The organism is Thiocapsa marina 5811, assembly GCF_000223985.1.
GTDB classification, from domain to species: Bacteria; Pseudomonadota; Gammaproteobacteria; order Chromatiales; family Chromatiaceae; genus Thiocapsa; species Thiocapsa marina.
This window is the reverse complement of record NZ_AFWV01000006.1, coordinates 34,482-58,951: the sequence shown is the minus strand read 5'-3', so window position 1 is coordinate 58,951 and position 24,470 is coordinate 34,482. Positions and strand designations below refer to the sequence as shown.

Sequence of the window (24,470 nt, the reverse complement as noted above, 5' to 3'; positions counted from 1 at the left end):
GGTTATGAAAACAAAAGTCGGCGAGTTTGACCTTCAGGAACCGCAGGTCATCTGGGGCCTGGATGGCTATGACGGCGCACTCTTAGCAGTGAGGCGCGGCGCCGCCGTACTCGGAACGATTTGGCTGTCCATTCGAGCTGGCCAACACATCTTCACTGTAGCGGATCTGGTGTCCGCAGCAAAAGAAGGGAGTCTTAGCGAATCCGAAATCAGCGACCCACTCTCGTTCCCCCCGATCAGCATCGTCGTCTGTTCGCGAGACCGCCCTGTGCCGCTCAAGCGCTGTCTCAGGGCCCTCCAGGGCCTAATCTATCCCGAGTTTGAAGTTGTTGTGGTCGACAACGCTTCGCGAGGCGCGGCAACGTTGGAGGTCGTCGAGGACAGCGGCTTTCGCTATGTCCGAGAGGATCGTCCGGGTCTCGACTGGGCGAGAAATCGGGGATTCCACGAAGCCAAATATGATCTGATCGCTTATGTGGACGATGACGCGATCGTGGATCGCCATTGGCTTGGCGGATGGGCGCAGGCGTTTCAGGATCCGGACGTCAAGGCGGCGACAGGCTTGGTCCTGCCTTGGGAGCTGGAGACCCGAGCTCAGCATCTATTTGAACGCTATGGCGGCATGGGTAAAGGGTTCGTCGCCCGAACCTTTCGAGCCTCGGAGATGACTGCCGAGCAAACCATGGATGCGCATCATCTTGGGGTCGGCGCCAACATGGCGTTTCGACGTGAAGCGTTGGCCCTTTGCGGTCCCTTCGATACGGCGCTTGACGTCGGTACGGTGTCACAAGGCGGCGGGGATGTCGACATGTTTCATCGCGTGCTCATCGAAGGCTGGGCACTGAAGTATGAACCGGGAGCCTTGGTTTGGCACCAGCACAGAAGAGATATCGCGAGTTTGAAAAAGCAAATTTATTCTAACGGGCGAGCGTTTGGTGTCTATCTCATCAAGATTTGGCGAGCTGGCCAAGTCCCTCGTCGGGTGGTGGCGGCTTATGCTTGGAGGTGGGTGCGTTCCTGGCTCATCTTTCGCACGATGCGCGGAATTCTCGGGCGCGGGAAGCTGCCATGGTGGGTGCCTGCAAACGAGATCTGGGGCGCCAGCCATTCGTTTTATGCCTATATACAGACCTATCGATGCGACCGACTATTGCGCGCGCGTTTTGGTGGCGGGCCCGTCTGTGGCACCGGAGTGCCTAGATGACCTTCCCTTCCGTTTTACCGATACGATATGTACTTGACCGGACCTGTAATGCCGTCATGTGATGGGTTCGGTTAAGTCCCGCGCGCCAACGGCTTTTGGATCGACGAAGGATATTTGCAGGGATATGGGTATCGAGCGACACCCCCAATGAACCTACGTAGACTGAAACAATCGGTCGATCTCATTCGCGTCTTGGTGGGACGCGATATCAAGTTGCTTTACAAGCGATCGGCGCTCGGTGTCCTCTGGACACTGGTTAATCCCTTGCTCCAACTCTTGACTTTTGTTTTCCTGCGTGCAGTCTTGAAGTTCGATATTCCCCATTTCACCTCTTACGTCTTTACCGGACTCTTGGTCTGGCAGTGGTTCAGCAAGACGACAAGTCAATCGACCAGCATCATTATCGGAAACCGTCCCTTGATTCGGCAGCCCGGTTTTCCCGTCGCAGTCTTGCCGCCGGTGGTCGTTACGACCGGAATGATTCATTTTGCTTTGGCATTACCGGTTTTGATGGTCTTCTTGTTCTTCGATGGATTGCCGATGACGCCGGCCTTGATGTGGTTGCCGGTCGTCATGCTGATCCAATTTTTTCTAACGGTTACATTGGCATACCTGTTGGCGGGTATCAATGTCGTCTTTCGCGATACACAGAATGCCTGGGCGGTTTTGGTCCAGGCATTCTTTTTCCTGACCCCGATCTTTTATTCTCTTCGGCAGATTCCTGAGCATTTCCATGCGCTCTATGTCTTGAACCCGATGGTCTCGATCTTGACTGCCTACCGCAGCATCCTCATCGAGGGACATGCACCCGACTGGACAGCGCTTTTCAAGGTTGTCGCGGTGCTCGCCGTCTTATTCCCGATGAGCGTGCTTTTGTTCAGACATCAGAGTCGCCGGTTCGTCGAGGAGATCTGATGACAGCGGCCATTCGTATCGAGAATCTCGGAAAGCGGTTTCGTCGCTATCACGCGGACCGACCCCGAACACTGAAAGAAACGCTCGTCTCGGGTTGGCGCCCCCGCGGCAAAGGAGAGGAGTTCTGGGCGCTGAGACATGTCGACTTGGCGGTTGCCGCCGGCGAAATGGTGGGCATCGTGGGGCAGAACGGGGCCGGCAAATCAACCCTGCTGCAGTTGACGGGCGGCGTCGGTACGCCCGACGAGGGCGCGGTTCGAGTCCGGGGCCGTATCGGAGCCTTGCTCGATCTGGGCGCCGGCTTCTCGGGCGATCTGACCGGACGCGAGAACGTCTTCGTGACGGGGGTCGCGGCCGGATTGACGATCCGCGAGGTGCGCCGAAGATTCGAGCGCATCGTGTCCTTTGCCGAGTTGGAAGATTCGATCGACAATCCGGTCCGAACCTACAGCAGCGGGATGCAGATGCGGTTGGGCTTCTCGGTGGCGGTGCACACGGACCCCGAGGTTCTGCTTGTAGACGAGTTCCTGTCGGTCGGAGATCTCGCCTTTCAGACCAAGTGTCTGAATCGCATTCGGGAGATCAAGGCGAGCGGCTGCGCCATCCTGCTGATCTCGCATAGCCCGACGCAGATTAACGAGCTCTGCGATCGCGCGATCTGGTTGAAGCGGGGCGAGGTGGTGGTCGCCGGGCTGCCGGAGGTCGTGACCGGGCAATACGAGGTCGAGATGCGCTCGGAGACGCGACGGCGGACGCCGCATCGACCGACGACGCTGGCCGCATCGGGGCTTAAGCTCGAGGTCAATCGCAACCGCTTCGGGTCACAGGAGGTCGAGATCGTCGATGTCCGCTTAACCCCAGGCGAGGAGATAGGCCAGGGCGAGGCACTGGTCGTCGCGATCGAGTTCAACGCCCCGAAAGCCGTCCGGGCACCTCGCTTCAATGTGGGCATCAGTCGGGCCGAAGACGGCTTCTCCTGTTTGGACCTCAACACAGAGGTGATCGGGGATCGCGCCGAGGTCCTTGGGAGGGGCTGGGCGACCCTCTCGATCAAGCGTCTGGACCTGGCTGCGGGCCGTTATTACGTCAATGTCGGCGTCTTTCAATCAGACTGGGAGTACGCCTACGACTATCATTGGGAGGTCTATCCTTTGCGGGTGGAGGGCGGGGTAAGCAGTAAGGGTGTCCTTGGGCCACCGTTTCGTTGGGATCTCGAAGCACATCGAGCATTATCCTGATTCGCGCCGTTGACCAGCGCGGATCCGCATAGTGGGCCCAGCCCAATACTGAGCGTGTACTCCCGAAGATCGACAGTACTTTCCCCGATTCCTTAGCCTTAGCAGATCGAATCATCTGGATAGTCTGAATGAAGGTCCAAAATCGATACCAGCTCAGGATTTTCCGCGGGCGAGAAGACCTCGGTATGCTCTTCGAGGCATGGAAGTTCATCGGCGGAAAGATGCAGTCGCCCTGTTTCGTGCAGTTACCTGAATGGACTGAAGCCTTTATTTCTGTGGAACCGGAAGCAAGAAGTCGGTTTCGGGGAATATTAGTGTCTAAAGAGGAGAAGCCGTTCGCGGTGATCCCATTGGAGCATTATTCCCTTTCGAGGTTCGGATTGAGGTTCGGTGCCTGGCGTCTCTTCTGGCCGAACGACATGGGTATCAACGACTTAGTCTGCGAGCCAGGCAGCGATCTCGACGGGCTGCTGGATGCCATCATCGAAACGCTGGCAGGGGAGGCGGAACCTTTCGATCTGATCCTGTTTCAAAACGCAGTAGAGGGCAGTTCAGTTTCCGCTATGTTAGAGACAAGCAAGCCGCGGAGAAAAGTCAGCGTCTATAGCCATGACAGCAAATACGTCCTTTGTCGAAGCAGTTACCAATCTACGCTTGCAGGCGTTTCTGGGAAGTTCAAAAGAAACATTCGAAGGAAACTACGGAACTTAAACTCCCTCGGCACGATTTCCTTCGAGTCGGTGCGCAAAGACACAGATCTCGAAAAGGCTTTCGGAGAGTTCCTTCGAACCGAAGCGTCAAGTTGGAAAGGCAATGCACGGACGGCGCTTTTATATGATCATGCACTTCGCCGGTTTTATGAAGAGCTGACCGAAAGGCTCGCGACTAACAGGAAATGCGTCATCGATACCTTGAGACTTAACGGCGAACCGATCGCCGCACAGTATGGTGTGATTACCGGAAATACCTACCATCTGCTTAAGATTGGCTATAATGATGAATACAAAGGACAAAGTCCCGGGGCCTTGCTGCTCGATCATACAATCCAGATTTGCTCCGGGCACCCGGTAATCCGAAAAATCAGCTTCGTTACCGGGGCCAAATGGAACGATGATTGGGCGCCACAGAAGTTATCGGTATTCAACCACTATATCTATCGCGAAACACTTAAGGGCGGTCTTGGGCTACTTCTTCACAGTCTCAAACGCCTCGCGATCAGGTGATGTCAAGCAAGAGTCCGCGTGAGGGGACAAAGATCTGTGGAAATTCCGAGGCCGCTCCATCATTGCACGGGATGCGACGTGGCAATTCCGGGGGCTCAGAATTCCAAGCATCTGCCTTCGACGCCTATCCGGCCTCATTAGGTGTTCCATGGAATCGGCTGCCCTAGAGTCCGTAATTGATCAATCCTTCTGCGTTTCCCCATTGTTGCGGGAAATATGCATCCGGCGGATGCAGCTTTTTACTACTCGGACCGGTCGATATAGTTTCCAGAGCGGCTGATCAATCCAGGGTACGTTGAATGTCACTTCATCGGCAGGACGTGGCATTATGAGTGCTTGCAGAAAGTATTGGATCTGGTGCAAGCTCATTCCGTGAATGCGGAAGTATACCTCATTGATTCCGAGACATCTCAAGGTGCGGGACGGTTGTTTTTCAGGCAAAAACAAGGCTGAAAGTACCGGCGCCAAATCCCTCTGTCGCGCTTTTTTGCGCACGTACTTCGGAGCCTCCGGAGGGATTGGTGTCTCTATAAGATGGTGGGCTACTTGGATGCCGATACGGAGGATTCTTTCGGCGCGAGAGGCCTTTGCGAAGTGTTGAAGTCGTTCCCAATCAAATGCGCCTGTGGAGCGTAGGATACGATCGATATCAACAACCCATTTCAATTGCTTCCATCGGTCTCTCGCGGCGTGAATGCAGACGTTTAAGAGTTGGTGTTCAGCGGACAATGTCAAAGCACTTACGCCACCAAAGCTGAGGGGAGTGGCTTCGTTCCAAACCGTGCTGAGGTCGGGGTCGGACGGGTACATGCGCGGCGACCACCGCCAATGAAGATCGAGAGGCATAAGTTCGTCCCGGCTTTGAAGTGTGAACTCATGATAGTAATTCTCGTAGACGATTAACTGTTTAGGGCTTAACTGCTGAATTAGGGGGTTGCGAAGCATAAATTGCGGATAGATTCGACTGTAACCGATGTCTTCGCACAAGTGGCACGCTCGGTCGAGGTGATCAGGATGTAGCAGCAAGTCGATATCGCCAAATTGTCGGAGTGCCGGGTGCTCGTAGACAGTGCTCGATAGGGCGAAACCTTTAAAGACAATATGCGGAATGTTTTCGGAGCGAAGGATATTGTGGCAGGTTTGAAAGACGTCGGCCGCGAGGCGATTTCTTAGATGATTCGCTTGAAAGTGATCGCTTAACAACTCCATCGTGGCACTCGGCACGTAGGCTGCGAACATTCGGTCGAGCCCCCAGAATAACATGGGCAGCAAATCGTGTAGATTTGCGAATTCGAATAGGGCTTCCCAGTCGACGCCGCTATGGAGCAGTTCACGACATCGGTCGGCCTCGGCATTGTCGCTGGGCTGCCTTAAGCAGGTAATAACGACCGACCACTCTGCGTTTTTTCTGATACTATCCAGTGTCAGCATATACATATTCCAGGCCGAGCGCGAAGTCGGAGTTTAACGCAAGCGATCGGAGATTTCTCGCGAGACCCCGCACAATTGTGTGAAGGCGCTCAAGGCCACTACGATCGACGGTGCGGGCGCAGCGAAGGTCACGCCCGAGGCGATGGAGTTGTAGTATCTGTGCGCAGAGAACCCGCGGCGAAAGCGCGAGGTCGACATCTCGGAGGAAGGGACGGTGTACTTCGCGAGTGATGCGATCTGCGGTGTGCCTTGATCGCTGCGCATCGCAACGGCTTCGCCCTGAACGCGCTCTGTGATGTCCTCGACTTGATTATCGGCGGCTACCGGACCCTGCAGGGCGGCCCGACACCGGATCGCCGGGCGCTGACGGATGGACGGTCTTGGCGCTGATCCAATCCATCCATGGCGAGCTCAAGGGTGCTTACGGCAATCCGTGGATGATGGATGAGCTTCGCGCACTAGACTTCTCGGCGATGTTGCGCGAGCACGGCATACGGGGCCCGCCGCGAGCGCCGCCTCAAGGCTACGATCGACTCCAAGCTCAGCCGGACGGTAGCCGAGAAGCTTCTTGCGCATGACTTCACCCCAAGCGGTCGAGGTCTGGTCTCGATTGTGGTCTGCTCGATGAGTCGCAAGGGAAACTGCTCGGACAACGGCCCGGGCGAGAGCGGGTTCAACAGGGTAAAGAACGAGCGGGTTCCCAGGGAGCGCGTCTACACCTGCGACCTGATGGAGGCCACCGCCTTCGACTACATGAAGGAGTTCTTCAGACGCAAGCGTCTTTATTCCAACCTCGGTTACGCTTCTCCGGTGCACTTTCCGAGAGACTGGATCAACCTTCGGCAAGGAGAATAGCAGGTCGCAGGAAACCCTGCACTTGGAAGACGAAATAGACAAGGTAACCTCATTCGGGAAAAGAGTATTAATGACATGGCAATACGTACGATCGAGATCGCACGCAGCGGAGATATGGTCGTCGAGAAAAAGTACGGAATGACAGTAGAGGAATTCCGGACGGACCACCTTTACCCGCTTAAACCAGTTGTGTTGGCTGACGCAACCGCGCACTGGCCTGCGCGGAAACTATTTACTCCAGAATTCTTCAGGAGCCGTTTCGGGCAACGCGAGATTGAAGTTGATGGCAAGCACTATCCGCTCGCGGAGTTCATCGACAGACTATATGCGAGCACGCCGGAGAACCCGGCACCTTATCCCGGAAAATTGCTGCTGAACAGAGATTTCCCCGAGCTTCTCGAATACATTCGGCCTCGCATTAAGTATTCGGTGCCCGATCGAATCGGTAATCGATGGATCCCGGAATCCTTTCTCTGCGGTGCGTCCACGCACGAGATCTTTTTCGGCAGTCCAGGCGGATCCTTTCCGTACGTCCACTACGATTACATGGGGCTCCACGCCTGGATCAACCAACTTGTCGGCGAAAAGGAGTTCATCGTCGTGCCGCCTTGGGACGGTCAGTATCTTTATCCCGATCCGAACGACCCGTGGAAGTCGATGGTGGGCGATCTCAAGCATCCGGATCTCGATCGGTTCCCGCTCGTCGCCAATGCGACCGTTCTGTCTTTCGTCGTCGGTCCAGGGGAGACTATGTTTATCCCGAACGGCTGGTGGCATACGACGGTCTCGAAATCCGTGACGATCTCTGTCGCGCTTGACCAGCTCTGCGGCTCGAATTGGAATCGGTTTAGAGAAGAGGTGCGCTGGAAGTTCGCGGATTCACATCCTGCGAAGGGGGCGGTGGCTCAGGCGTATTTACGCGCGCTCGGCCCCGTCCTGAGCGTGCAAGAGCGCTTCAAGCGGGCCTCGTGACGTCGTGCGGTCGAATCAAAAAACGAATCGCTGCCTCCATGGCTGCGGGCCAAGCTGCGCGTAGTAGGAATAGGGGTCAGTCCGGTCCGGATCGTGCGCGGCACGGGGAATGGCGTCGACGGCACGACGGATCCGCCGCAGGGTCTCGGCACAGAGTTTTAGGCTCGGTCGGCCTACCCGTTGCGCCCCGGTGGTCCGCCTCGCGGGAGACCGGCATCGTATGGAGGCTATCCGGTCGTCGTTAAGGTATCGGCACCCGTTACGAGGTTCAGGATGGTCGTGGCGCGCAGTTCGGCGAGGTGATCTAGCAGAGCATGGCAACATGCGGTAATCCTCTTGATCGCGCGCCAGAGGGGGTGAGGATGGAGGACCTACAAGTTCGTCGAGCCTGTTCCTGCGGCTAGCCGATCCGGGCCGGCATACCGCGGCGATCAGCAGCCGCACGCTGCTGCTTCCGGTGCCGGCTGCTCTCGCGCGCTGGTGAAGTACCTCAACGGCCGCCAATCGCCGCCGCCGGCCGGGCCGAGCTGCTGGCGCAGGCATAGGCGCCGCACCGAGCGTTGTGCGCACCCGCCCGTGGGCCGGAGACAGCCCGAGTCAGCGCCTGACGCTGAAGGCTCTTGTTTTTTGACAAATGTAACAATTTGACATTTTTTGCGTGGAGTATCCTAAAGTAGCAGCGCGAGGATCCGGCGGTTTTGAAGCGGTGATTGGTTGCGAGGGCATAGCCAGCCAGGCATCGTGTCTTCACTAGTTTTGAACACGACGACGCCAGATCGGCCTTCCTGGGGCTCGATCGGGTTCGGTTTCCCCGACTTGCGAAGGATCTGGTCGGTGAAGCAGCGCGTTTGTACACGTCGGTGTTGCTTGGCGAAGCGGGCGACCCGAACGTTCCTGGGTGCTTCGAAGAACCGGCTCGTTGTTTGCTAATGCCATATTGTTGATGGCGGGTCGGTCGTTGATCTGGCTCTGCCAAACGTCGGCTCGGACCCCCAATAGCTTACTCTCTCGTCGGCGGTTCGATTGAATCGCTGGCCAGCGGGCGACGTTTCCGGTGGCCTTTCGGCAACTGCTGGCGCCGCTCGGTCGCCCGTGGCGAAAAGGCGATCATCCTGGCAGACCGTCGAAATCTGTCTATGAAAACGCTTCGTTGCTGGACACCAACCCGGTCACGCTCTGGAACTTCTTCGAGCATGTCTCGGAACGTTATCCGGATCGCGCGGCTTTGGTCTTTGCGGATCCGACTGTCTCGTCGAGGCGGCCATATCGTGTCTTGCGACAGCGGTTTGTTCCGCTGCCGGGGCAACTCGTCGAGCGAGTTGGCCGGCAAGGGTTTAGTCTTGTGGCGATTTCGGATGGACAGGTGGAAGTCATCGCCGTTTATCTGCGAGGTTGTCGGGACTTGCCTACCCTTTGATACCTCGGAAGATGACCTTGGAGCTTATCGCAACGGCGACGGGATCGGTTCGTTTCAACCTGTTGCAACTGGATACACCTAAACGGTATGCCAATACACAACTTCACGTGCACAGTCCCCGCGGCCGTTACGTTATGGGACATGTTCGAACGGGCAGCGGCGGATTTTCCGGATAAGGCGGCTTTGGTTTTCGCTGATCCCGCTGCGCCCACGAGCTTGACATATCGGGAGCTCAGAGATCGCGCCATATCGGCTGCGGCGCAGTTCGAGGCCCGTGGCGTCGGTGCCGGGGATATCGTCGCGGTCATTGCGGACCGACAACTTGAGACCGTCGCATCCTATCTTGGCGCGATGCTGCTCGGAGCTGCGTATCTACCGATCGATCCTCGTTTCCCGAGAGACCGGATTGCCTACATGCTTCAGGACGCCTCACCGGGACTGGTGCTGGTGGATCGTTCGATGGAAATAGACTTCGCGGGGGAAACCTATCGATTAATGCCGGAATCGTTCGCTCACGATACCGGCTCCATTGGCGTTCCCGAAAGCGATCCCGAGCGACCTGCCTGCGTGATGTACACCTCCGGTTCGACGGGAACCCCCAAGGGGGTTGTTCTGCCGCATCGGAGCCTGATCAGGCTCCTGTGTGATGCGGACTATTACGAGTTCAACTCGGGTCGGGTGTTCCTGCAGCTCAGTGCATTGACTTTCGATGTCTCCATTCTCGAACTCTTCGGCGGTTTGCTGCACGGTGGGCAGAGCGTCCTTTTCCCACAGCACGGGGTCCCTGACCTTGAGCTGCTTCGGGAAGTCATCCAGCGCTATCGGGTTACAACAACCTGGCTTACGACTTCACTCTTCAACAGTATTGTCAGCATCGATCCCACAGTGCTCTCGGGAATCGAGGCGATCTTCGTCGGAGGCGAAGCGCTGTCTGCGCCTCATATCCGGTTGGCCCAGGCCGCTTTGCCCAATCTAGTGCTCTTTAATGCCTACGGGCCAACCGAGAACCATATCAGTACCTGCTACAAAATTCCCCGGCCGATACCGGATCACTGGACGTCGATTCCTATCGGGCGGGCTATCGCGGGAACCACGACCTACGTACTTAACGAGACGGGCGAGCCCGTGAGGCCGGGAGAGGTGGGTGAACTCTTCGTCGGGGGCTACGGTGTCGCTCAGGGTTATCTTAACAAGCCCGAGCTCACGGCCGAGCGCTTCGTTCCGGACCCCTTCATCGGTGAGCCAGGCCATCTGATGTACAAGACCGGTGATTTGGTTAAGGACCTCGGCGATGGACTGCTCGACTACCTCGGGCGCAATGACACTCAGGTCAAGATCCGCGGCAATCGCATCGAGCTCGGTGAGATCGAGAATCTCTTGTTGTCTCACCCTAGAGTGACCGACGCGAAGGTGCGGGTGCAGCTGGACGGTAGCGGCGATAAACATCTCGTAGCCTACTACCTTGCCGACGGTGTCGACGTTGATGATTTGCAAGATCTTTTGGCCCGAAAACTTCCTGCGGCAGTCGTTCCTTCGAGGGTGGAACGGCTGGCATACATGCCGCTCAACCAGAACGGCAAGCTGGATGAATCCCGCCTGCCGAACCCGTTCGAGGGCGATATGCCTGCCCCGATGGATGGGCACGGCTCCTTAATGGATGCGCAGTTGTCTTGGTCGACGGTTCCCGACCTTATCGAAGGTTTGTGGCGTCTCGTGCTGCCGTCCGGCAGCCGGTTTTCAAGGACAGATAGCTTTTTCGAAGTCGGTGGAACATCTCTCGGTACCCTCCAAGTGGCGGCTCGACTGAGTCGTGAGCTCGACAGACCGATACCCGTGATCAAGTTGTTCGAGTTCCCTTCCGTCGATCGACTTGCAGCGTACCTCGCAGGCGCGACTGGTTCTTCACATTTGGAGGCGGCCGAGCGCCGAGCGGCCCGTGCACGAGAGGCGCGCGAGCGTCGCCGTGGCAAGCGATAGATTGGCAGCGTTGAGCGATGGATTGGTAGCATTGACAGTAGGCCAGCCGGATGCAAGCCATCGGCGATGGTGACGAATCCCTCCGGTTTGGCCCGTCGTAGCGTTCGAAGCCTGGGAGATGGGTTCGAGACGACAAGAGATGCGCTCAACGCGGCTGCAGCCTCCGTGGCTAGAAATTGCGGTCGAAGTGGCGCTGCTTGGTGCCTTCTGGCGGCGATGGTATGACCGCCTCGGTAACGCTGGAAGTAAAGGTGTTGGTCAAGGCATCGTCTATCATGTCGGATGTCGGAAAACGACTTAAGGATGACGCGAATTCAATATGTCTCAGAATCGGAATGACATCTTACCGCCTGATTCAATTGCAATTATCGGTATGTCCGGGCGCTTTCCCGGCGCGTCCGATGCGCGCCAGTTCTGGCGGAATCTGCTGGAGTGCCAGGAATCCATCACATTCTTCTCGCCCGAGGAGCTGGATCGCGACAGCGCATACCCTGTAGACGACCCGAGCTATGTCCGGGCAAAGGGACTCCTGGACGGTGTCGAATTTTTCGACGCGTCGTTTTTCGGTATCCCGCCGGCCGAGGCCAGGATGCTCGATCCGCAGCAGCGCATCTTGCTTGAGCTCGCTTGGGCAGCGCTTGAAGATGCGGGTTACGGCTCTGATCGTCGGCCCGAGAAGATTGCGGTCTATGTCGGGACCAACTGGAACCGTTACATGGAGCTCAACCTGGCGAGCAACCCCTCGCTGTTGGACCGTTACGGCGAGTTCAACGCCGCGTTGGCGAACGAGGCCGATTTTCCGGCGACCAGGATCGCTTATAAACTCAACTTCAAGGGACCCAGTGTCAGCCTGTTCACCGCATGCTCGACCGGGCTAGTTGCTGTCTCGGAGGCCGTCAAGAGCCTCTTAAGCTACGAGTGCGAGATGGCGCTCGCCGGCGGAGCCTCGGTGAGCCTGCCGCAGCGTCGGGGTTACATGTACCAAGAGGGTGGAATGCTGTCCAAGGACGGGCATACCCGCACGTTCGATGCGTCCAGCACCGGTACGACCTTCAACGAGGGCGCCGCGCTGGTGCTACTGAAGCGTCTTGAAGACGCTGTCGCGGATCGCGACCACATCTATGCAGTGATCCGCGGCGCGGCCATCAACAACGACGGCTCCGATAAGATGAGCTTTACGGCGCCTAGCGTGACCGGCCAAGCCGAGGTCATTGCAACCGCGCTTGCCGCCGCGAACCTCGACCCGGACAGCGTCACCTTCATCGAAACGCACGGAACGGCAACACCCTTGGGCGATCCCATCGAGGTTGAGGCCCTGAGCCAAGTCTACGAGCGCTCTGCAACTGCGGGGCCGGGATCCTGCGTGCTGGGCGCCCTCAAGAGCAATGTCGGCCACATGATCCATGCGGCGGGAACCGCGGGGTTGATTAAGGTCGCGCTCGCCGTAGAGCAGGGCGTTATTCCGGGCACCCTGCATTTTCGTGAGCCCAATCCAGCTCTGAACCTTGAACGCACCCGGTTTCGTGTCTCGGCCGAGACCCATGCCTGGATCTCGGAGCAATCACCCCGACGCGGCGCCGTCAGCTCGTTCGGCGTCGGCGGTACCAACGCGCACGTCATCATCGAGCAGGCGCCGCTGCTCACCCCGAGCGACGCAGACACGGCGGTGCCTGTGGCGCTCCTCAGCGCCCGCCACCAAGCCGGTCCAGAACAATCGGCGCGTGCGCTGGCGGAGCGCTTGGAGGATCGGCTGCCGCCGAATCTCGGTGACGTCGCCTACACATTGGCCGTCGGTCGATCTTTCTACGACTATCGGCTTGCGGCTGTGGCGGAAGACGCCGTCGAGATGGTCCGTGCGCTTCGATCCGGTCGGGGCCCGCGTGTCGTCGTCGGGCGTGCAGATTCGCCGCCGGGAAGGCTGGCCTTTGCGTTTCCCGGCCAAGGGGCGCAGCGCCCCGGGATGGGCGCTGAGCTCTACCGTCGTCAACCGGCGTTTCGGGCGGCGATGGATGAATGTTTTCTGGTAGCGGACCGCGAGCTCGATATCGATCTACGCGAGCTGACGATCGCCGCGGAGTCAGAGGATCGAGCGGCCGGGCTGCTCGAGCAAACCCGTTATACGCAGCCTGCATTGTTCGCCATCGGATTCGCGTTGGCGCGATATTTGGGGAGCCTCGGTGTCCGTCCCGACGTTATGATCGGTCATAGTGTCGGCGAGTTCGTGGCAGCGGCCCTCGCGGAGGTCATGACGCCGAGCGACGCGATGCGCCTGATTATCGAGCGCGGGCGCCTGATGTACGCCATGCCGGCAGGTGCCATGCTTGCGGTGGGTCTTGGCGAGGCGGATGCCGCCGTTGCCGGTGCGGAGCTCGGTTTGAGCATCGCGGCATCGAACGCGCCCGATTTGACGGTCCTGGCCGGGCGGCCGGAGCAAGTCGATGCGGCCGAGCGTAAGCTTGACGCTCGGGGAATTCGCTGCACCCGCTTGCGGACATCACACGCCTTTCATTCCGAGATGATGGATCCGGCAGTCGAGGCGCTCGGCGAGGTCCTGTCCCGAGTGGTGCTGAGGCCCCCGCAGATCCCGATCGTCTCCACCGTAACCGGGGAGATGCTGACGGACGAGCAGGCCGTGTCGCCCCGATACTGGCAGTCCCAGCTCCGTGTCCCCGTCCGTTTCGCCCACGCGCTGGAGACATTGCTGGCCGTAGGGCGATGCGGAATGATCGAGCTCGGTCCGGGGGGAACCTTGACCTCGCTCGCGGAGCGCCAATCCGACGGCGGGCATGTCTTTGCAGCGGCCCTGGGAACACGTGGCGTTTCTGAGCCGGAGTCGGTCATGGTCGCGTTGGCTCGACTTTGGGTCAATGGGGCCGACCTGGACTGGGCTGGGATGTTCGAAGGCGAGACCCGAGCGCGCGTGAGTCTTCCCACCTATCCCTTCGAGCGCCAGCGTCACTGGATCGACCCGGGATACCCGACGCCTGAGCGATCCGATCAACAAGCCCCCGTTGTTCCCGCCGAACCGGCCGGGGCAGCAGTCACAGAGTCGCCCGAGATGCTGAATACCCAGGAACACGACGCACGGATCCTCGAGCGTGTCATTGAGCTCTTCGAGGACGTCTCCGGTATGGATCTTCGCAAGAGCGACACCGGGCAGTCCTTCATGGCGCTCGGATTCGACTCCTTATTCATGACCCAAATCAGTGCCGCGATCAATCGGGAATTCGCCGTCCCGGTTTCCTTTCGGCAACTCAGTGGAGATTTGGATTCGTTGCAGGCCCTGGCCCGGCATCTGGCAGGACTGATCCCGCCGGAAGCCACGCCGGTGACTGTGCCCCCGCCGACGCCACTACCGGTCCCGCCGACGGCAAGCGTTGCAGCGTCCGTGCCTGCCTCTGTCTCACCATCCCCCGGCGGGTTTCTGCAGAGCGGAACGCAGCTCGAGGTACTTGTGTCGGAGCAGCTCCGCCTGATGGGCCGCCAATTGGAGCTGCTTGCGGGCGGTCAGTCCGCGGCTGTGCCTGCAGCGACAATGACGACCGCGCCGTCGGTGGCCAACCTCGGGACCCGGTCGGAGGGCTTGGCGATCAAGGCGCCCGACATCGATCCGGATAGCCTTTACCCCGGCAAATTACCCCGGGATCCGGATGACGATCGGCCGACCGGCGTGGGCAGTTGGGATGATTTGGATCCGAGACGCCAAGCCGCTCTGCGGACGTTTATCCAGGAGCACGGTGCACGAACGGCTGCCTCCAAGGCACACATCGCGCGTTATCGCGAACATCATGCGGATCCGCGAACCGCAGCCGGATTTCACCGGGTATGGAAAGAGATCGTCTATCCGATCGTTTGCGAGCGCTCTTCCGGCGCCCGGCTCTGGGACCTGGACGGCAACGAGTATATCGACCTCCTGAACGGCTTCGGCCCGAACTTCCTCGGGCATTCCCATCCCGAGGTCACGGAGGCTATCGGCCGCGAGATGTCCCGCGGGTTCGAGATCGGACCCCAGCAGCGCCTCGCCGGCGAGACCGCAGAGCTGGTCTGCGAGCTGACGGGCATGGATCGGGCGAGCTTCGTCTGTACCGGTTCAGAGGCGGTTCAGGCGGCGATTCGGTGCGCCCGAACCTACACGCAACGCGACAAGATCGTCATGTTTCGGGGTGACTATCACGGGAATTTCGACGAGGTCTTGGTTCGTGGATTGGCGAGCGGGGGTTACCTGAAGACCCTGGCTTCCGCTCCGGGAATCCCGCGGGAAAGCGTCGCCAACGTGATCGTGCTTGAGTACGGTCACGACAGTGCCTTGTCGATCATCGAAGAGATCGGCGACCAGGTCGCAGCCGTGCTGGTCGAACCTGTGCAGAGCAGGAGGCCTGAGCTGCAGCCTCGTGAGTTTTTGCATCGTTTGCGGAGCATCACGCAAAGCAAGGGTGCCCTCCTGATCTTCGACGAGGTCGTGACCGGTTTTCGCTGTCACCCGGGCGGTGCGCAAGCCCATTTCGGCGTGCGCGCCGATCTTGCGACCTACGGCAAGGTTGCGGGGGGCAACCTTCCGCTTGGGATCGTCGCGGGACGGCGGGCCGTGATGGATACCTTCGACGGCGGTACCTGGGCTTACGGGGACGATTCTTCGCCGGAGGCGGGCGTAACCTTTTTCGCCGGTACCTTCGTCCGGCAGCCCTTTGCGATCGCGGCATCGCACGCAATGCTGAACATCCTCAAACGCGAGGGACCGCAACTCCAGCGTCGCGTCTCAATGACCACAGAGGGTTTCGTCGCACGGGTGAATACGCTCTTCAAGAACTACGACATTCCCTTCGAGATGCCGTGTTTTACATCCATCATGTATCTGCGCAATCGGGACAAGAGCGAGCTCGGATCCCTGCTCTGGTACTATCTTCGTCATCATGGCGTGTTCGCGCTCGAGGGCTTCCCCACATACATGACAGCCTCGCATACGCCGGACGACATCGATCGACTCGTCGAGGGATTCCGTCTCAGTATCGAGCGCATGATCGCCGACGGGATGCTCCATTCAGCCAAGGTCACGCAGGCCGAAGAGGGTATTCCTGCAAGCACGCTCAGGCCGCCTGTTCCCGGAGCCAGATTGGGTAAGGATCCTCGGGGCAACCCTGCCTGGTACGCCCCTGACCCGGATCGTCCCGGCGCATATCTGCTGATCACCTAGGCGAGATCGCTCCGGCAAGGGTACTTTTCGAGGAAGAGATACATGAAAGCCACGCCCATCGACTACGATCCCTTCGCCGACGGGATGTTGACCAGCACTTTGCCGGCGACCGAGGCCCAGAAGGAGATTTGGGCGGCCGCTCAGCTGGGCGACGACGCCTCCTGCGCCTTCAACGAGTCGATCCATATCCACCTGCACGGCGACCTGCAGCCGGATGCGCTCGCACTGGCGATCGAGCGTCTTGTCGTCAGGCACGAGTCGATGCGGACGACCTTCAGCCCCGACGGCGAGCTGCTCTGCATCGTCGATTCGTTCAGGCCCGAGATCGCGAGATTGGATCTGTCGACCGAGCCGGATCCGGAAGCCGCGCTTCGTGCATATTGCGTTCGCCAAGTGGAGACCCCTTTCGATCTCGAGCATGGCCCCTTGTATCGCTTCTCGATCCTGAGGATGTCCGAACGTCATCAGGTCCTCGTCGTCACCGCTCATCATATCGTCTGCGACGGCTGGTCCAGCTTCGTCATGACCTGCGAGCTCGGCCTGCTCTACGATGATCTTTGCGGTCGCGCAATTAGGCCCCTCGAGGCCGCGCCGGCGTTTTCGGAATATCTCAGCTTCCTCAGGACGCAAGATAGGGCCAAGTCGCGCGACTATTGGGTTCAGCAGTTCAAGGAGTCCCTTCCGGCACTCGATTTGCCCACGGACAAGCCCCGGCCTTCCTTCCGAACCTTCCGTTCGGGACGGGTCGATCATCTCTTCGACAGCGATCTCGTGGCCGGGCTCAACGAGGTCGCGGGTCGCTGTCGGGCCAGTCTTGTTGTGTTGCTCTTCTCGGGATGGATGGCGTACCTCCACCGTATCACGGGTGCAACCGACTTGGTGACCGGTATGCCGGCGGCGGGACAGAATGCATCGGGAATCCACGGACTGGTCGGGCACTGTGTGAACCTGTTGCCCATTCGCGTCGCGATTCTTCCTTCGATGTCGTTCGAGTCCTTGGTGGCCCTCACGCGGGAGAAGGTTCTCGATGCCTTAGAGCATCAAGACTTTACGTTCGGAAGTCTTCTGCAGTCGTTGCCGATTCCGCGTGACCCTAGCCGGATACCGTTGGTACCCGTGCAGTTCAACGTCGATCCCGCGGGCATCGTGACCGAGGGCTTTTCCGGCATCGAGGTTCAAGTCAACAATAACCCCCGTAGTTTCGAGAACTTCGAGCTGTTTTTGAACCTAACAAAGGTCCAAGACGGCATTCGGATCGAGTGTCAGTTCAACTCCGACTTGTTCGAAGAGGAGGGCATCCGAGACAGGCTGCGAGAATTCGAGACTCTGATGGCGGGGGTGGTGGCCGAACCCACGGAAACCATCGAAAGGCTGCCTGTCGTTCCGAGCGACTGGAGGACCCGTCTGATCGACACCTGGAACGCCACCGAGGCGGACTTGGATCTGTCGGTGCACGTACACGAAATGGTGGAGTCTCAGTGTGCCCACAGTCCCCATGCGACGGCACTCATCGCACCGGGCACGGTCTACAATTACCAAGCTTTGCTGGATCGGGTGAACCGACTTGCGAGTGCCTTGCAACGCTTGGATGTGGGTCGTGGCTCGCTGGTCGGTATCGCACTCGAGCGTGATGCCGACATGGTCGTGGCGGCGCTCGCCATCTGGAAAGCGGGTGGGGCTTACGTACCGCTGGATCCTGATTTTCCTCCGGATCGTCTGCGCTTCATGATCGACGACGCCGAGGTTCGCTTAGTGGTCTCGACGAGTGGTCTGGCGCCGCGTCTGCCGCTTGAGGGTGTCTCGACATTGCTGCTCGATGCCGAGTCAGAGACCTTGTCGGAGATGGAGCCAATCGCACCACCCAACACGTCTCGCCCCGATGACCTCGCCTATATCATCTACACCTCGGGCTCGACGGGACAACCCAAGGGCGTCAGGGTCTTGCACCGCAACCTCGCCAATTTTCTGGGTGCGATGGCCCAGCGCCCCGGGCTCCAGCCGCAGGACATCCTGCTCGCGGTCACCACTCTATCCTTCGACATCTCGTTGCTCGAGCTGTTTCTTCCACTCACTGTGGGGGCCACGACACTGGTGGCCAGTCGAGAGCAGACACGGGACGGAGCGGCGCTTTGTGACCTGCTCGAGACATCGGGTGCGACGATGATGCAGGCGACACCGGCCACTTGGACGCTCTTGATCGAATCGGGCTGGCGCCCATCGCGGCCCTTCACTGCCCTATGTGGCGGCGAAGCACTGTCCGGAGAGCTTGCAGCCCGACTGATCGAGCGGACAGACAGGCTCTACAACATGTACGGCCCGACCGAGACGACCGTTTGGTCTTCGGTTCACCAAGTCCGCAAGGTCGAGCCGATCGCGTCGATCGGGACCCCCATCGCGAACACTCGGATGTTCGTTCTGTCGGATGCGATGCAACTGGCACCCGTCGGGGTGGCCGGAGAACTCTTCATCGGCGGTGCCGGCGTGTCCGAGGGCTACCACAACCGTGAGGACCTGACGCGCGACAGGTTCGTGATGTCCCCGTTCAAAGACGGCGAACGACTCTATCGTACGGGGGATCTCGTGCGCTGGCGTCGCGGCGGGACCTTGCAGTACCTCGGCCGTCTCGATGCCCAGGTCAAGATTCGGGGTTTCCGCCTCGAGCTCGGCGAGGTCGAAGCGGCCATGTTGCGTTGCGAGGGCGTCGCCGAGGCGGTCGCCGCCGTATATGAGGCCGGCCCGGGGGACAGCCGCTTGGTGGGGTACTATGTCGCCCGGGACGGTTCGGAGATTCCCGCTGCGCGATTCCGCGAACAGCTTGCCGTATTCCTTCCAGAGTACATGTTACCTAACCAGTTCACTCAACTGGATGCCATCCCGCTGACGCCGAATCGCAAGGCGGATCGCAAGGCATTGCCGGCCCCCGCTCAGGCCGGGGCAGAACGCATTGCACGCGTGGCGCCTCGTACCCAAGCCGAGCGCGCTCTGGCCGCCATTTGGCAGGATGTCCTCTCCATCGAAGAGCCCGGGATCGCCGACGATTTCTTCGAACTCGGTGGTCACTCGATCTTGGCAGCGCGCGTGATCGCGCGTTTGCGCGACGAGCTGGGCATCCAGTTGCCGCTGCGGCGGCTCTTCGAGAATTCACGGCTCGAAGCGCTTGCGGCGCACATCTCGACGCTCATGAAGCTGGCCGAGCACCCGGTCGATGTCGAGGGAAGCGAGCGGGAGGAGCTGGCGTTTTGAAGGTCGGCGACTTGTTGACGTTGCTTGTCGAACGCGATGTCCGGCTAAAGCCCTCCGGAGATCGGCTGATCGTCAACGCGCCCAGCGGAGCCCTGACCCCCGAGCTCGCCGCGGCCATCCGCGACAACAAGGCCGAAATCCTGGCTGTCCTGAGCGAGATCTCGGATGGATCCGATACGCGGTACGTCCGCGGGCCCGAGCCGAGCTCCGAAGCGACCGGTTGCCTGTCTCCGAGCCAAGAGCGCCTTTGGACAGTGAGCCAGTTGGATCCGGCAAACCCCAGGTATTCGCTTTGCGACACCCTGAGGTTGCAGGGCACGCTAGACGTCTCTGCCCTCGAGCGTGCACTGCAGGCTGTCTGCGAGCGTCATGGCCTCCTTCGCTCGCGTTTCGTCTCGGCCGCTGGGGGCGAAGCTCGGGTCGTCACGGAGGAGGATTGCCGTCTTACGCTCGAGCGCATCGACCTGTCCGGCTACCCGTCGGAACGGGTCGAGTCCATCGCGAGAGACCGGATGGAGGCGCTCGCCATGGTGCCCTTCGATCTGACCAATGAGCCCGCTCTGCGTGCTTATCTCGTTTCGTGGGGTTCGGACGAGCACCTGCTCGGCATCGTGACACATGCGATTATCTGGGATGCGGCGAGCTTCGAGATCCTGGTTCGCGAGACCGGTCAGTTCTATACGCAGTTTGTCGGGAGGCCATCGGTCATGCCCGCCGAGCTGCGGCTTCGGTATGACGACTACGCCTATTGGCAACGACTCCGCCAGGAAGCTCCGGATACCCGTGCCGCAGTCGCCTATTGGAAGGGCCGCCTCGCGGGCGATTTGTCTCCGCACCCGTTGCCCGCGGATATCGATTCGGAGGGTGAGTCGGTCGCACGGGGTGCACGGATCCATGCCGAGATTCCCCGTGCCTTGTCGGCGGCCGTGCATGCCTACTGCAGGAGGTCGGGCGTCACGCCCTTCATGCTCTGGCTCGCCGCCTATGTGCTCCTCCTATCGCGCTACAGCGACTCCGAGACGTTGGTGGTGACCACGACGGTGCAGGGGCGGGACAGCCCGGAACTCGAGCGGCTGATCGGAACCTTCACCAATCACATCTTTCTCGGGTTCGAGGTCGACGAGCGCCGGAGCTTCGAAGACCATGTCGTGAACGTCAGAGACATCGCACTCGACGGATTTGCGCACCAGAATTGCGCGGCCGAGTCCGTCATCGAGGCGCTGGATGTCGATCTGGCTCGCAGTCGTCTCTTTCAGCTGAATTTCACCTATCGGCACTCCGGTGGCCGACCGCATCCCTGGGGCGAGGTTCTGATCCTGCCCGGTCCGGTCGTGGATGCCCATGGCATCAACGGCGATCTGGCCCTGTGGATGGACGAGACTCCGAAGGGGGAGGTGACCGTCGATCTGAGTTATCGCGCCGACCGCTTCAGCGAGGGCATGATCACGCGGCTGCTCGATCGGCTCTTGTCTCTGCTGGAGCAGGGGTTGGCGCGGCCGGATTTGATGCTTCTCGACATGTCCCTCTCGCTGTCGAGCGCGATCACGTCAGGCCGAACCCCGCCTCCGGTTGTGCCCGTCCCGGCCGCTGTTCCGGCCCTGATCGGAAAACCGGAGCAGGAGAAGGCCGAGCAGCTCGCGCGGATGCTTGGGCTCTGCCCGGGCGATCGACTGATGATCGCCGATTCGGGCGGCGGAGACGCCGGTTACCGCATCTTCGAGCGGGTCGCGGCTCGGTCGGGGGTAGTCGCCTCGACGCCCTCGCGATACTCTGCGCACGATGAGCGAAGCCTTTATTCGGAGATCTCCGCTTGCCCACCCGAGGTTCTCGTGACCGGTGTGCCGATGGCAGCGGCCTTGTCCCGGCTCGACACGGATTCCCGCGTGCTTGGCGCCACGACATTGATCGTGAATCCTCGGCATGCACACCCGGAGGTCCTGAGAGAGCTGATCCGCTCGTTTTCCGCCGTCCATTACGTCCTGACGAGCGAGACGCATCAGGGTCCGATCCTTTTTGCAGCGGGGAGAGCGGAATCCGGAGCGGTTTGTGTCGAGCCGCTCGAGCCGGTCGAGTTGATGGTTGTAGATCGGCTTGGCCGGGCCAGTCCGATCGGTGTGGACGGTGAGATCGTTCTGGGTGTCTCCCCCGAGGAGGAGGGCGAACTGCGGGTGCCGGCTGGATGTCGCGGTCGATGGTTGAGCGCAGATCGCATTCGCGTGACGGCTTGGCACGATCGAGCGACACTCTATAAGCTGGCCGATCGGTTGCGAGGGCGTCTCGCGGAGCAACCCGGCGTTGTGGATGCACACGTCGAGATCAGGCGGGCCGACACCGGTGCGGCGCGTCTGCTGGTCTGGGTCGAACAGTCGTTCGGTGCTGAGCAGACGACGACGTCCCTGCGTGACGCGCTCTCCGACCTGCTGCCGGGGCGACACTGTCCGACGCTGATTGTCGATGTGCCGGCCCTACCGCGGCGAAGCGATGGGTCGGTCGTCCGCGAGCGTCTCCCGGATCCGTTCGGCGCCCCGGGGATGCTCGGTTTCGAGCTGCCTCGCGCCGGTACCGAGCAGAGTATCGCCGAGATCTGGGCGGACATCCTAGGGACCGAACGCATCGGCGCGCACGACAGTTTCGCCGAGTTGGGCGGAACCTCTTTGCAGGCACTCCGCGTGATTCAGCAGATGCAGTTGCGTCTGGGCTGGCGTGTGGAGCCGAGGCTTCTGTTCTTCCAATCGCTCCGTCGGGTCGCCGAGTATGCCCCCAAAGACGCGATTGTTCGAGATCGAGCTGCGTAATGTTGCCTTTCTTCTTCGGGGCCACGGGCCGGGAGCTATACGGTGTCTATCATCCGGCGGTCGCGGTCGGGCATGCCGGTCGAGGGGTGGTCTTTTGCAGCCCGCTTGCGCACGAGGCGATCGCGACGCAGTGGGCTTATCGCATCCTGGGCGAGAGCCTCTCGCGCGAACGGATCCACTGCCTGAGGTTTGATTACCGTGCGACGGGCGATTCGGCTGGCGATTCCCGAGAGACGCGGATCTCGGAGCACCCGCGGGACATCGGGACCGCCATCGACGAGCTCAAGGCGATTAGCGGGGTTGATGCGGTCCACCTGATCGGTATTCGTCTCGGCGCCCTGTTTGCCCTCGACGTTGCCCGACAGCGCACCGACGTCCAAGGGGTCATCGCTTGGGAGCCGATCATCGACGGCACAACCTATTGCAATGAATTGATTGAGGCCACGATCGGTGAACACGCCGGTTGTCGCAACGTCGGCGGACTGCCGATCGCTGACGAAAACCTCCATCAAATCAGGGAGCTGAGTTTCGAATGCGCATTGAATGCAGTGAGCTGCGAGGTCGGCGTTATTGCTTCGCCCCATCAGCCGGAATTCGGCCGGCTTGGATCGTTGCTCGATCAAGATCAACTGCGTTGCAGATTCGAAGTCGTGCAGGACGCGTTACCTTGGAAGGCCGACAGCGAGGTCGGCGTGGCGCCGCTGCCGGCGCAGGCGACCCGCGTCATCAAGAGATGGCTCACGGATCTCGGATGATGGATCAGACTCAAAGGGCTCCTCAGACCCGTGTCCGCGAACGTGTGGTGAATTTCGGGAGGAGCACCCCCCTCACGGGTGTTCTCTCCTATCGCTCAGCGGCGACCGCGCGTCGGTCGCCCTGCGTCGTGATCCTAAACGCCGGCGTCGTGCGCAAGAGCGGGCCGAACAATCTGAATTCCTTTCTCGCGCGTCGCTTTGCCGAGAATGGATACACCGCGTTCCGTTTTGACTTTGCCGGGGTCGGGGACAGTCCAAACCGGCAGGATCGCCTGCCGCTCAAAGAAGGTGTCCTGCAGGATATCACCGAGTGTCTCGATGTTCTCGAAGGGCTCTGCGGTACACGCGAGTTCGTCCTTCTGGGACTCTGCTCGGGTGCGGACAACGGACTCCGGGCGGCCCGTGTCGAGGCCGGCCGCGTTGTTGGCCTGGTGATGCTCGATCCGACGGTATTTCGCACCAAGCGCTGGTACTTGGTCAAGGTCTGGAAACGTGCCGCCTCGATCGACTTCTGGAAGAGTCTTGTCTTGCTTCGACATCGCTGGATCGGCCTCATGCGTGATCGCGTCCGGGGACGGGAACCCGTTGCGTGCGACTTGGCGCGGCTCGAGGAACCCGAGCTCTACACTATCGGCTTGCAAGATCGCCGCGAGATCTCCGAATGCCTGCGGGAAGTGCGCGAAAGAGGTGTTCGGTTGTGTTTCGCCTTCACGGGTGGCTGGAGCGAGATCTACAACTATCGTACGCAGCTCTTTCACGTCTATCCCGAGTTGCACTTGAAAGAGGATGCGGAGGTCTTGTTCTTTCCGGAGGCCTCTCATACCTTCATGAGCGACGCGCATCGGGAGGCGCTGGCTTCCGCATTGCTGAGGTGGCTTGAAGGTGACCACAGCCAGCGCCTTGAGCCTGAAGTTCCGCCGGCGATTCGGGCGGTCTCGGTCTAGACCGGCGGGTGGGCAGCGAGCCGCGAGTATCGCGCGAGGACGCCCGCCAAGGCTCCGACTCATCCTGGAACTGGTCCGATCGCGTTGCCGCTGCGGGAGACTCACGCGACAGCATGCTGTGGTCGTGGACTGCGAGAGAGGCCGGAGGTGGGGCAAATCCGCCGAATCGGCCTAGTTCACAACATGGTCCTGTAGAGTGGACGAGCGAGAGCGAAGTCCACCGAATCCCGCGCCGGCGCTGGTAGACTGCGCTGCGGTTGTCCACCGAACGGCGTAACGCCATCGCAGTGGCCGGCGTTATGAGCACCGC

At 60.1% G+C, this 24,470-nt stretch carries 13 protein-coding genes; 12 read left to right on the top strand and 1 reads right to left on the bottom strand.

All coding sequences use genetic code 11. From position 1 onward, the window contains the following. Positions 1–4 precede the first annotated feature (4 nt). The 4 genes from THIMADRAFT_RS09690 (at position 5) to THIMADRAFT_RS24690 (ending at position 4,580) form a co-directional block, all read left to right on the top strand. A complete protein-coding gene (locus tag THIMADRAFT_RS09690) occupies positions 5–1,204 on the top strand; it encodes a glycosyltransferase family 2 protein (RefSeq protein WP_007192847.1) in 1,200 nt (399 codons plus the stop codon). A gap of 147 nt (positions 1,205–1,351) precedes the next feature. After that, on the top strand, positions 1,352–2,119 hold the full coding sequence (locus THIMADRAFT_RS09685) for an ABC transporter permease (RefSeq protein ID WP_007192846.1): 768 nt from the start codon (positions 1,352–1,354) through the stop codon (positions 2,117–2,119). Continuing rightward, complete coding sequence (locus THIMADRAFT_RS09680) at positions 2,119–3,357, top strand: ABC transporter ATP-binding protein (RefSeq protein ID WP_007192845.1); 1,239 nt, start codon at positions 2,119–2,121, stop codon at positions 3,355–3,357. The genes THIMADRAFT_RS09685 and THIMADRAFT_RS09680 overlap by 1 nt, the downstream gene beginning before the upstream one ends. Before the next feature lie 128 nt (positions 3,358–3,485). Beyond that, complete coding sequence (locus tag THIMADRAFT_RS24690; protein ID WP_007192844.1) at positions 3,486–4,580, top strand: GNAT family N-acetyltransferase; 1,095 nt, start codon at positions 3,486–3,488, stop codon at positions 4,578–4,580. 180 nt (positions 4,581–4,760) lie between these two features. Here the strand turns inward: THIMADRAFT_RS24690 and THIMADRAFT_RS09670 are convergent, their stop codons facing one another. Then, the gene (locus THIMADRAFT_RS09670; protein ID WP_007192843.1) at positions 4,761–6,011 is read right to left on the bottom strand and encodes a nucleotidyltransferase domain-containing protein; all 1,251 of its coding nucleotides are present in this window, start codon (positions 6,009–6,011) and stop codon (positions 4,761–4,763) included. A 624-nt stretch (positions 6,012–6,635) separates the two neighbouring features. On the opposite strand from THIMADRAFT_RS09670, the gene THIMADRAFT_RS09660 reads away from it, so the two are divergent. The 8 genes from THIMADRAFT_RS09660 to THIMADRAFT_RS27085 all read left to right on the top strand — a co-directional run bounded on the left by THIMADRAFT_RS09660 (position 6,636) and on the right by THIMADRAFT_RS27085 (position 24,160). Then, positions 6,636–6,866, top strand: coding sequence for a hypothetical protein (locus THIMADRAFT_RS09660; protein ID WP_007192841.1), 231 nt, complete (start codon positions 6,636–6,638; stop codon positions 6,864–6,866). 75 nt (positions 6,867–6,941) lie between these two features. Continuing rightward, the gene (locus THIMADRAFT_RS09655) at positions 6,942–7,838 is read left to right on the top strand and encodes a cupin-like domain-containing protein (RefSeq protein ID WP_007192840.1); all 897 of its coding nucleotides are present in this window, start codon (positions 6,942–6,944) and stop codon (positions 7,836–7,838) included. Between the two features lie 1,558 nt (positions 7,839–9,396). Next, positions 9,397–11,232 carry an amino acid adenylation domain-containing protein gene (locus THIMADRAFT_RS09645; protein WP_158308375.1) on the top strand — a complete coding sequence of 612 codons (1,836 nt, stop codon included), beginning with the start codon at positions 9,397–9,399 and terminating at the stop codon, positions 11,230–11,232. 319 nt (positions 11,233–11,551) lie between these two features. Then, a complete protein-coding gene (locus THIMADRAFT_RS09640) occupies positions 11,552–16,423 on the top strand; it encodes a type I polyketide synthase (RefSeq protein ID WP_040730819.1) in 4,872 nt (1,623 codons plus the stop codon). Positions 16,424–16,465: 42 nt separating this feature from the next. Then, complete coding sequence (locus tag THIMADRAFT_RS09635; RefSeq protein ID WP_007192837.1) at positions 16,466–19,666, top strand: non-ribosomal peptide synthetase; 3,201 nt, start codon at positions 16,466–16,468, stop codon at positions 19,664–19,666. Next, complete coding sequence (locus THIMADRAFT_RS09630; RefSeq protein ID WP_007192836.1) at positions 19,663–22,461, top strand: condensation domain-containing protein; 2,799 nt, start codon at positions 19,663–19,665, stop codon at positions 22,459–22,461. Before THIMADRAFT_RS09635 ends, THIMADRAFT_RS09630 begins: the two co-directional genes overlap by 4 nt. Continuing rightward, positions 22,461–23,216: an alpha/beta hydrolase family protein gene (locus THIMADRAFT_RS09625; protein ID WP_007192835.1), complete on the top strand. Its 756-nt coding sequence runs from the start codon at positions 22,461–22,463 to the stop codon at positions 23,214–23,216. Before THIMADRAFT_RS09630 ends, THIMADRAFT_RS09625 begins: the two co-directional genes overlap by 1 nt. 128 nt (positions 23,217–23,344) lie before the next feature. After that, positions 23,345–24,160 (top strand): alpha/beta fold hydrolase, encoded by an 816-nt coding sequence (locus THIMADRAFT_RS27085; protein ID WP_040730816.1) that lies wholly within the window; start codon positions 23,345–23,347, stop codon positions 24,158–24,160. The last annotated feature ends 310 nt before the right edge of the window (positions 24,161–24,470 follow it).

Bases quoted from the DNA above. Each gene is read 5' to 3' on its own strand.
- THIMADRAFT_RS09690 (WP_007192847.1), top strand. From the start codon at position 5: ATGAAAACAAAAGTCGGCGAGTTTGACCTTCAGGAACCGCAGGTCATC.
- THIMADRAFT_RS09685 (WP_007192846.1), top strand. From the start codon at position 1,352: ATGAACCTACGTAGACTGAAACAATCGGTCGATCTCATTCGCGTCTTG.
- THIMADRAFT_RS09680 (WP_007192845.1), top strand. From the start codon at position 2,119: ATGACAGCGGCCATTCGTATCGAGAATCTCGGAAAGCGGTTTCGTCGC.
- THIMADRAFT_RS24690 (WP_007192844.1), top strand. From the start codon at position 3,486: ATGAAGGTCCAAAATCGATACCAGCTCAGGATTTTCCGCGGGCGAGAA.
- THIMADRAFT_RS09670 (WP_007192843.1), bottom strand. From the start codon at position 6,011: ATGCTGACACTGGATAGTATCAGAAAAAACGCAGAGTGGTCGGTCGTT.
- THIMADRAFT_RS09660 (WP_007192841.1), top strand. From the start codon at position 6,636: ATGAGTCGCAAGGGAAACTGCTCGGACAACGGCCCGGGCGAGAGCGGG.
- THIMADRAFT_RS09655 (WP_007192840.1), top strand. From the start codon at position 6,942: ATGGCAATACGTACGATCGAGATCGCACGCAGCGGAGATATGGTCGTC.
- THIMADRAFT_RS09645 (WP_158308375.1), top strand. From the start codon at position 9,397: ATGTTCGAACGGGCAGCGGCGGATTTTCCGGATAAGGCGGCTTTGGTT.
- THIMADRAFT_RS09640 (WP_040730819.1), top strand. From the start codon at position 11,552: ATGTCTCAGAATCGGAATGACATCTTACCGCCTGATTCAATTGCAATT.
- THIMADRAFT_RS09635 (WP_007192837.1), top strand. From the start codon at position 16,466: ATGAAAGCCACGCCCATCGACTACGATCCCTTCGCCGACGGGATGTTG.
- THIMADRAFT_RS09625 (WP_007192835.1), top strand. From the start codon at position 22,461: ATGTTGCCTTTCTTCTTCGGGGCCACGGGCCGGGAGCTATACGGTGTC.